Origin of the sequence: Microcystis sp. M090S1, assembly GCF_020246295.1 — a bacterium.
Lineage (GTDB): Bacteria > Cyanobacteriota > Cyanobacteriia > Cyanobacteriales > Microcystaceae > Microcystis > Microcystis aeruginosa.
Genome location: NZ_JADBTF010000302.1, coordinates 1 through 8,177 on the forward strand (window position 1 = coordinate 1; position 8,177 = coordinate 8,177).

Consider the following 8,177-nt stretch of genomic DNA (forward strand, 5'->3'; position numbering starts at 1 on the left):
CAATTAAGAAAATGTTTAACGACGAATTTACAGAATTATTTAGCTGAGGAATTACCGATAATCTATCAGGATGCTTTCGATTATGTTCAACAAAAAACTGGTTTTTCTGGCGATTTTCCCTCAGAATGTCCTTACAGTTTAGAGCAACTATTAGATAAAAATTGGTTCAACTGTGAAGATTAGACATTAAAAATGATAAAATTATTGAAAAGCTCAACGTCAATAAATGATCGTTAGTGATCCTCTGGTATGTTGCGGTAAAGTCTATATTAAGGGAACTCCCATTATTCTCTCTACTCGCGCTTAGAAATTAATTGAATGGAGACGATTAGGTTGGGAGAATCTAGCAGTCTCTCAATCTTTCTCTACTCGCGCTTAGAAACTAATTGAATGGAAACACGCCCATAATTAAACCTCAAAAATTTTTTTATCGCTCTCTCTACCTACTAGAGAAATTCATTGAATGGAAACAATTTTAGCAGATTTTGTTTAGAATTTTCTACCCTTGTGGCTAAGTACAAAACAATCACTTGTAGCACTTTTTATAAACCGATCTTTTAGAATCTATTTTGTCCAGCATTTCTGGGCTATTAGTTATATCAACCAAATCAGAGATCCTTTCACTTTCTTTAAAACGTTGACTTAATTTACTCTCTGCTTCTGCTAATTGTTGCTTTGCTTGTTCACAGGTATAAGGATAGCCTAGTCTGTAAACACAACTAGAAAATACAAAAAGTAAAAATATAATACCTAAAACGGATTCAAATACTGTCTGGATAGAACTTTGTTTATTAGCTTTTTCTGCTTTTTCCTCAATTTTCTTTCGAGCTACATTAAGAACAGATGAAATAAATTTATTTCCTTGAGTAACTGGACAACCACAATGAGGACATTGCTTCGCTTTGTCAGAAATAGGATTTTTACAGTCTTCACAAAAAATAATTGTCATGATGATTCGATTGATAAAATTTAAACAATAATAATTTGATAATCAAGCAAAATTAGAGATGATTGAAGTAGATTCAACAATTTTTACATTTTACATCCTCTCCTCTATTAATATTTGATCAATATGTAAAAATTAGTATAGTTTGGATATTAGCCTCTTCAGGGCTATTGATGATCTCTTGGAATCAGATGATAAAAAATAATCATTTTTAACTCCATAACCAGTGTTAAGATAAGCCCAACCAATAATCGTAATAACTTTTTTGGGAAACTCTAAAAGTAAATGACAATCTTTTAAAGTAAGACTGCTGACTTCTTTTACAATAAACTTATCATTGTGAGCTATCTTTTTGTCTCTCCAACTTTTTAAGCTACAAATGATCTTTTGATTGTTATTATGATTTGCCCTTATATAGTTAAATAAATCAGCTATAAAATCTTTATCGTTATCTATACACATTAGCAAATCATATATTTTATTGCTTTCTAAATATTCATAAAGTTGGTTATATTGCTGAATTTTAGGAGGATTTTCTTTGATCATATCAAGTTTTTGAAGCAAAGCATCTAAACAGCGAGTCTCAAAAGATTTTTTGCGTTGGTCATATATTCTAGAAATTGATAAAATAAGTTCATTAATTGTGTAGCTTTGGATTGTTCCAAAGAATATACCAAAGTTCCCCCGAGAGGTATCATTAACATCTTGGACTCTCTCGTTAATAGCTTGAATTAGATAATTAGCCCTTTCTGCTTGAAATAAGTCTTTGACTAATCCATTCTCAATAATATCTTTAATGTCATTTAATGGCTCTTCGTTACTTGCTATGGTTCGATAGGGGGGCATAAATTGACTAAATCCTTCTCTGGCAAGAGACTTAATTGATGAGTTCGCTCTAGATCAAAAACAATTGACAAAAATCGCCAAATGCCTTTCTAAATAAGGGTTACATCTCTTATAACCCCAGTCCATTGCATAACACAAACCGAAGAACCCATTTAATAACACTATAGCGGTAAGCGCTTGAGTGAGATACAGACCAAGCTTTGCCTAGCATGGTTTATAGCTCGTGACACTGTACCTCATACGACTGCACACCGCTATAAATTCATAGAGCTTTATACACTTTATTTTTTAAAAAGTGGTTAAGTGCGAATATTAGGGATTAGAAGACACTTCTCTCTGTAGTTATGGTTCTTAGACTCTTCCCCCGTTTATTAATTTTTGGATATCTTTGCCATAGAGCAAACCTGATTAGCAGTTAAAACCATCTTAATACTAAAAACAATCCTACTAGGATGGACACCTATTGTTACAAAACTTTACGAAATTATCCCCTAGCGACGATGAGAGATTGCAACAGGGTGATCGCCACTCACACCATCCCCTGTTCAATAATCTAGTTAACGCAACTCACAATCACATCCCCATAACAAGGTTTCGGATTACACCAGCAGGTCAAGACCACCAGTTTCCCCTCGTCCACATCAATCGCGATCGACTTCAACGCTCTCTCTACCTGCGCTTAGAAATTAATTGAATGGAAACTAGGCAAACTGTCTCTTTAGTGATTAATTCAATTTTCTCTCTACTCGCGCTTATAAATTAATTGAATGGGAACATCCTTTCCCTAGCTGAGAGACTATCGGTCTTAGAGTCGTTTCTAGTCGCAGATATGGACAAGCTGGTGATCCTAAATCAGATGGGAAAGATGCTCTTTAATCCCCCTAGTTATTTTATTTCTTCTGTGGGAGGTGCGCCCTTGCAAGTTCTTAAGTGCTGTATTATTGATCAAGGAAAGCCGTTCTAAAATGGCGGGTTTTTTAACCGAAATTTGCGATAATAAGATGCGATTAAATTATCAACTTGGCATCAATGCAGATTTTTAGCTCTTTTGTCTCATCTACGGCCACTTTTGCCGAATTATCCCTACAAGCAGCCAAGGCCCCTGTTGATACCCTCACCGGTTGGTCATTAGAGGATCGCGATCCGCAAGTGATCGAAAAATTTGTCCCCCTTCTGGATTGGTTTTATCACCATTATTTTCGCGTCAAAACCGATGGTTGGGAAAATATTCCCCCCTCAGGACAGGTATTATTCATCGGCTCCCACAACGGCGGTTTAGCGGCCCCCGATATGTTTATGATGATGTATGATTGGTTTCAACGCTTTGGCAGCGAGCGCTTAGTCTATGGTTTGATGGATTCGCGAGTCTGGCGATTTTTTCCACCCCAAGCTAGTCTAGCAGCCCAAATGGGGGCCGTTCATGCCCATCCCAAAATGGCGATCGCTGCTTTAAATAGTGGCGCTAGTGTCTTAATTTATCCAGGAGGTGCTACCGATGTTTTCCGTCCCCACAGTTTAAGAAATAAAATTCATTTTGCCGGTAATCAAGCTTTTGTTAAACTAGCTTTACAGTACGAAGTGCCGATTATTCCCGCCATTTCCCACGGCGCTCACTCGACTCTGTTTGTCCTCGAAGATATTTATCCTCAATTAAAAGAATTGCATAAAAAGGGTATGCCTTGGCCTTTCGGTATTGACCCCGGGACCTGTCCCATCTATTTCGGTTTACCCTGGGGACTAGCTATCGGTCCCTTGCCGAATATTCCCTTACCCGTATCGATACAGACGCGGGTTTGTCCCCCAATTATTTTTGAACGTTACGGCAAAAAAGCGGCCCGGGACCGCCGTTATGTACGCGAATGTTATGAGAAAGTCTGTTATTTGATGCAGCAGCAACTCGATCAATTAGTGGCAGCCAATTCTCCCTGATACTATAGAGGAAAGTGGGGACAGAGCGATCGCGATTGAGGATTTCTGCGGTCAGATTAACCCGCTTGTGAGATAATGAAGTGTTTTGAGCAAAGTTATCAGTACAGAGTTTTCTCTTGAGATTTGACGATTATTTGGGGAATGCAGAAAATTATGAAACTATTACCCGCAGAATGCCAGCATTTACAAGACAAAGTAGCCATAGTAACCGGGGCATCGCGAGGGATCGGTAAAGCGATCGCCTTGGAATTAGCCAGCCAGGGTGCTACTGTAGTGGTGAACTATGCTAAATCTAGCAGTGCTGCCGATGCCGTTGTCGAAGAAATTACCGCGGCCGGGGGAAAGGCAATAGCTCTACAAGCAGATGTGGCTAAAAGCGAAGAAGTGGATAATTTAGTGGACAGTACCAAAGAAAAATTCGGTCATATTGATGTCTTAGTTAATAATGCCGGTATTACCCGGGATACCCTGATGTTAAGAATGAAATTAGAAGACTGGCAAGCAGTCATCGATCTCAATTTAACCGGAGTTTTTCTCTGCACTCGCGCCGTCAGTAAATTGATGTTAAAACAGAAAAGCGGCCGCATAATTAACATCACTTCTGTATCCGGTTTGATGGGTAATCCGGGTCAATCTAATTACAGCGCCGCTAAAGCTGGTGTTATCGGTTTAACGAAAACTTTAGCCAAAGAATTTGCCAGTCGAGGCATCACTGTTAATGCCGTGGCCCCCGGCTTTATTGAAACCGATATGACTCATGACCTCAAAGCAGATGAAATTCTCAAATATATCCCCCTCTCCCGTTACGGAAAACCGGAAGAAGTCGCCGGAATGGTGCGTTTTTTAGCCGCCGATCCCGCCGCTATTTATATCACTGGTCAAGTCTTTAACGTCGATGGTGGTATGGTTATGGCTTAATTCAGTTATCAGTTATCAGTTATCAGTTATCAGTTATCAGTGATTAGTTATCAGATTAAAGTTTTAAGTTTTAAGTTTTAAGCTTTAAATGATATTATTCACCGCTCACTCTTCACTCTTCACTCTTCACTCTTCACTAATTACTGTTTACTGTTTACTGCTTACTGTTTACTGTTTACTGTTTACTGATTACTAATTACTGTTTACTGATTACTGTTTACTGATTACTGAAAATGACTTACTGTTTAGGAATTATCAATCGTTTTGGCATTGTTATGGGGGCGGATTCTCGTACGAATGCGGGAGTCGATTATATCTCGGCCTATCGGAAATTATTTGATTTTTCTCAGTCGGGAGAAAGAGTAATTATGGTCTGCACATCGGGCAATTTATCGATTAGCCAAGGAGTGATTCACGAACTAAAAAGAGATCTGCACAATCAAGAGGATAAAAATCTCCATTCTCTGACTCATCTCTACGATATCGCCCACTATATCGGTGATAAAAGTCGTCAAGTACAAGCTAGGGAAAGAACTTGGCTAGAACAAGATAATATTGATTTTCAATGTAACTTTATTCTTGGGGGACAAATTAAAGGAGAAGAACCGCAATTATTCTTGATTTATCCCCAGGGAAATCATATTCAAGCCACCAAAGAAACGCCCTTTTTACAGATAGGTGAAACTAAATACGGTAAACCGATTCTTGATCGCACTATTACCTATGATACACCCCTAGAGGAAATGGCTAAATGTGCCTTACTTTCCATCGATTCGACCATGAAATCGAATATTTCTGTCGGACCGCCTATCTATTTGAGTATGTATGAAGCGAATAGCCTAAGCCTACGTCATAAGTTACAATTGCGTTTGGGAGATCCCTACCTAGCCAAAATGCGGAAACTCTGGGAAGATTACGTCCGGCAAGCTTTCGAGGCTATGCCCAATGTGGAATGGCATTATACCGATGAAGATCCCAAAGAAGATATCATAATAGATTAAGTAACTCTTTGTGAATTAACTTTACAACTCGATGATCATTGTTACCTTGATGTTGGCAGGTAGTCTAGCTTGGTTTTTTAGCACCCTTGCTGGTGGGGGCAGCCCCCTGATTCTACTCCCCGTTTTAGGTTGGTTTCTCGATGCTGCCGTCATTCCTCCGGTTTTGACCACGGGGATGCTAATCGGTAACGTCCAACGCATGGGAATGTATTGGCGCGCCATTGACTGGCCCTCGACAGTGTGGTATCTACCCGGGGCAATTATGGGATCTACCCTCGGCGCTTTTGTCTTTGCCCATTTACAATTCAAATGGTTGCCGCTAGTTTTGGGAATTTTTCTGGTTTTCTCCTCGCTTAAACAATTATTTCCCCAAGAAGAAAATCCTTTTTTTGAGATTAAAACTTGGTATTTTATGCCCTCGGGATTTATCTACGCTTTCCTGTCGGGATTAGTCGGTAGTACCGGCCCGATGATGAACCTGTTTTATATCAACTATGGGCTAGTTAAAGAACCAATGGTGGCAACGAAATCCGTTCACATGGTAGTAGTTCATGTCGCCAAATTAATCGCCTACGCAGCCTTTGGAGTTTTACATCTGCCCTTTCTCGGTTACGGTTTATTATTAGGATTAGCAGCCTGGCCGGGTAATTGGTTAGGACAAAAAGTTTTAGAAAGAATGAGTCCGCAGCAATTTAAACAAGCAGTGATGTTATTCGTTTCGATGAGTGGCCTATTGATGATCTGGCGAGAACGCGGCATCGTCTTTTAAAATTTTGCTAACAAGGGGACAAATTTTGCTATTATACTAAATAAAGGTGAATTGTATTAACCCCGTGTAATACAGCGATAACCGTTAAATTTGCTCCTTGATTAACCCCCTAGTTGAAAATGACAGAAACCGCCAATTTTACCCTCGAACAAGGTTTAGAACGCTACCAACAGGGAGAAAGCGCCGCCAGTTTATTGCCGGAATTTAAACAATTAAGCGATCGCAATCCTAAAAATGCCGCCGTTTGGTCCTGTTTAGCTTGGTTATATATGCTCACCGATAAACCGGAATTAGCCCTAAAAGCCGCCCAAAAAGCCGTAAAACTCGATAAAGTTTCCCCCCAAAACCGGATCAATTTGGTTTTGGCTATGTTAGAAACCAAAACCGCCGGAGTCAGAGAACATATCGAACTGGTACAACAATTAATTAGTTTAAACAAAGAAGTTCGCCAAGAAGTGGATGACAATATCGCCGATGGTTTAGCTAGAAAACCCGATTGGAAAAGTTTAGAACGCGTCAAAGCTTGGTTAAATGAATAAAAATATGGAATTATCAAAACAGTTATTACTCGGCTTAAAAGCCAATGATTTTCGGCATCCCATCGACCTAGAGGCAACTAATTCCCTCAAACAATTGCCTGGGTTAGATATAGCCGTGAGAAGTTTATTAGGTTCCGTCGCTGAGGAATTCTTTTACTTAAATAATATTGCTGCTAGTGTTTTGGTGGGAGAAAAACAATTACCCGACCTGCATAATCTACTCCTAGAAGCTTGCCGAATTCTCGACTTAGAACCACCTCAATTATACATTCAACAAAACCCCGTTCCTAACGCCTATACCTTCGCCATGCGCGGCAAAAAACCGTTTATGGTCATGCACACTTCCCTAATCGAAATGCTGACTCCCGCAGAAATTCAAGCGGTAATGGCCCACGAATTAGGACATCTCAAATGTGAACACGGCGTTTATCTGACTTTAGCCAATATTATGGTCCTAGCGGCGGGATTACTGCCCAATTGGGGGACAATGTTAGCACGATCCCTACAGGAGAGAATGTTAGCATGGGTGCGCTGCGCCGAGTTTAGTTGCGATCGAGCGGCTTTATTGGCAGTTCAAGACCCAAAAATCGTCATGTCGGTGTTAATGAAGTTAGCCGGAGGTTCCCCCAGTCTCGCACCTTTATTAAATTTAGAGGCTTTTATCGATCAGGCCAAGTCCTACGATGCCGTCAGCGCCTCGGAAATGGGCGAAATGTTAAAGGGTTTGCAAACCCAACAGTTAACCCATCCCCTCCCCGTCCTGCGCGCGCGAGAAATCGATCGTTGGGCCAGTTCCCCCGATTATCAAAATTTGTTAAAGGGGCCAAAAATGGGTTATAATGATAGAACTAATGCCAAGGGCGAATGGCGAAATTGGTAGACGCACCACACTCAAAATGTGGCGAGGCAGCCCCTCATGTCGGTTCGAGTCCGACTCCGCCCATTAAATTTCAGTAATTTCTAGCTATTATGGTGTTGATGCTTCCATCCGACTAAACATTAATCTCATGCCGAGGAGTAGATTTTACGCCTACTGGAAGCATCCTTACTACCTACCCCACTGGACAGACGAGATAGATAATTTCAGATTGGAATTGAGCTTGCGGTTTCGCGGCGTTGCATAATAGAGATATGAATGGAGGAAATCAAAATGCAATGCCCTGAATGTAAATCTACCCATATCCGTAAAAATGGCATCAATAAACAAGGTAAACAAAATCATATTTGTG

At 40.1% G+C, this 8,177-nt stretch carries 11 protein-coding genes and 1 tRNA gene; 10 read left to right on the top strand and 2 right to left on the bottom strand.

What is annotated here, in order from left to right:
- Window positions 1-183: DUF29 family protein (locus IM477_RS13045; protein WP_287732069.1), on the top strand; the 183-nt coding region annotated here is incomplete at its 5' end.
- 343 nt (window positions 184-526) lie between these two features.
- On the opposite strand, the gene IM477_RS13050 is transcribed toward IM477_RS13045, so the two are convergent.
- Window positions 527-949: a zinc ribbon domain-containing protein gene (locus IM477_RS13050; protein WP_079208856.1), complete on the bottom strand. Its 423-nt coding sequence runs from the start codon at window positions 947-949 to the stop codon at window positions 527-529.
- A gap of 132 nt (window positions 950-1,081) precedes the next feature.
- Complete coding sequence (locus tag IM477_RS13055; RefSeq protein WP_287732070.1) at window positions 1,082-1,792, bottom strand: AbiU2 domain-containing protein; 711 nt, start codon at window positions 1,790-1,792, stop codon at window positions 1,082-1,084.
- A 463-nt stretch (window positions 1,793-2,255) separates the two neighbouring features.
- Here IM477_RS13055 and IM477_RS23365 point away from each other — a divergent pair, with 463 nt between their 5' ends.
- The 9 genes from IM477_RS23365 to IM477_RS23100 all read left to right on the top strand — a co-directional run.
- Complete coding sequence (locus IM477_RS23365; protein ID WP_219729824.1) at window positions 2,256-2,486, top strand: hypothetical protein; 231 nt, start codon at window positions 2,256-2,258, stop codon at window positions 2,484-2,486.
- A gap of 335 nt (window positions 2,487-2,821) precedes the next feature.
- Window positions 2,822-3,721, top strand: coding sequence for a lysophospholipid acyltransferase family protein (locus tag IM477_RS13065; RefSeq protein WP_287732071.1), 900 nt, complete (start codon window positions 2,822-2,824; stop codon window positions 3,719-3,721).
- Between the two features lie 141 nt (window positions 3,722-3,862).
- Entirely contained in the window at window positions 3,863-4,639 is a 777-nt protein-coding gene (gene fabG, locus IM477_RS13070) for a 3-oxoacyl-[acyl-carrier-protein] reductase (protein ID WP_002782849.1), read from the top strand.
- A gap of 233 nt (window positions 4,640-4,872) precedes the next feature.
- Window positions 4,873-5,640, top strand: coding sequence for a proteasome-type protease (locus IM477_RS13075; protein WP_287732073.1), 768 nt, complete (start codon window positions 4,873-4,875; stop codon window positions 5,638-5,640).
- Window positions 5,641-5,671: 31 nt separating this feature from the next.
- A complete protein-coding gene (locus tag IM477_RS13080; protein WP_272083062.1) occupies window positions 5,672-6,409 on the top strand; it encodes a sulfite exporter TauE/SafE family protein in 738 nt (245 codons plus the stop codon).
- A gap of 119 nt (window positions 6,410-6,528) precedes the next feature.
- The gene (locus tag IM477_RS13085) at window positions 6,529-6,948 is read left to right on the top strand and encodes a tetratricopeptide repeat protein (RefSeq protein ID WP_287732074.1); all 420 of its coding nucleotides are present in this window, start codon (window positions 6,529-6,531) and stop codon (window positions 6,946-6,948) included.
- A complete protein-coding gene (locus tag IM477_RS13090; protein ID WP_287732075.1) occupies window positions 6,941-7,828 on the top strand; it encodes a M48 family metallopeptidase in 888 nt (295 codons plus the stop codon). Before IM477_RS13085 ends, IM477_RS13090 begins: the two co-directional genes overlap by 8 nt.
- Window positions 7,807-7,891: transfer RNA gene (locus IM477_RS13095), tRNA-Leu, on the top strand. The genes IM477_RS13090 and IM477_RS13095 overlap by 22 nt, the downstream gene beginning before the upstream one ends.
- A 207-nt stretch (window positions 7,892-8,098) precedes the next feature.
- Window positions 8,099-8,177: transposase-like zinc-binding domain-containing protein (locus IM477_RS23100; protein ID WP_502705652.1), on the top strand; the 79-nt coding region annotated here is incomplete at its 3' end.

Bases quoted from the DNA above. Each gene is read 5' to 3' on its own strand.
- IM477_RS13050 (WP_079208856.1), bottom strand. From the start codon at position 949: ATGACAATTATTTTTTGTGAAGACTGTAAAAATCCTATTTCTGACAAA.
- IM477_RS13065 (WP_287732071.1), top strand. From the start codon at position 2,822: ATGCAGATTTTTAGCTCTTTTGTCTCATCTACGGCCACTTTTGCCGAA.
- IM477_RS13085 (WP_287732074.1), top strand. From the start codon at position 6,529: ATGACAGAAACCGCCAATTTTACCCTCGAACAAGGTTTAGAACGCTAC.
- IM477_RS13080 (WP_272083062.1), top strand. From the start codon at position 5,672: ATGATCATTGTTACCTTGATGTTGGCAGGTAGTCTAGCTTGGTTTTTT.
- fabG (WP_002782849.1), top strand. From the start codon at position 3,863: ATGCAGAAAATTATGAAACTATTACCCGCAGAATGCCAGCATTTACAA.
- IM477_RS13075 (WP_287732073.1), top strand. From the start codon at position 4,873: ATGACTTACTGTTTAGGAATTATCAATCGTTTTGGCATTGTTATGGGG.
- IM477_RS13055 (WP_287732070.1), bottom strand. From the start codon at position 1,792: ATGCCCCCCTATCGAACCATAGCAAGTAACGAAGAGCCATTAAATGAC.
- IM477_RS13090 (WP_287732075.1), top strand. From the start codon at position 6,941: ATGAATAAAAATATGGAATTATCAAAACAGTTATTACTCGGCTTAAAA.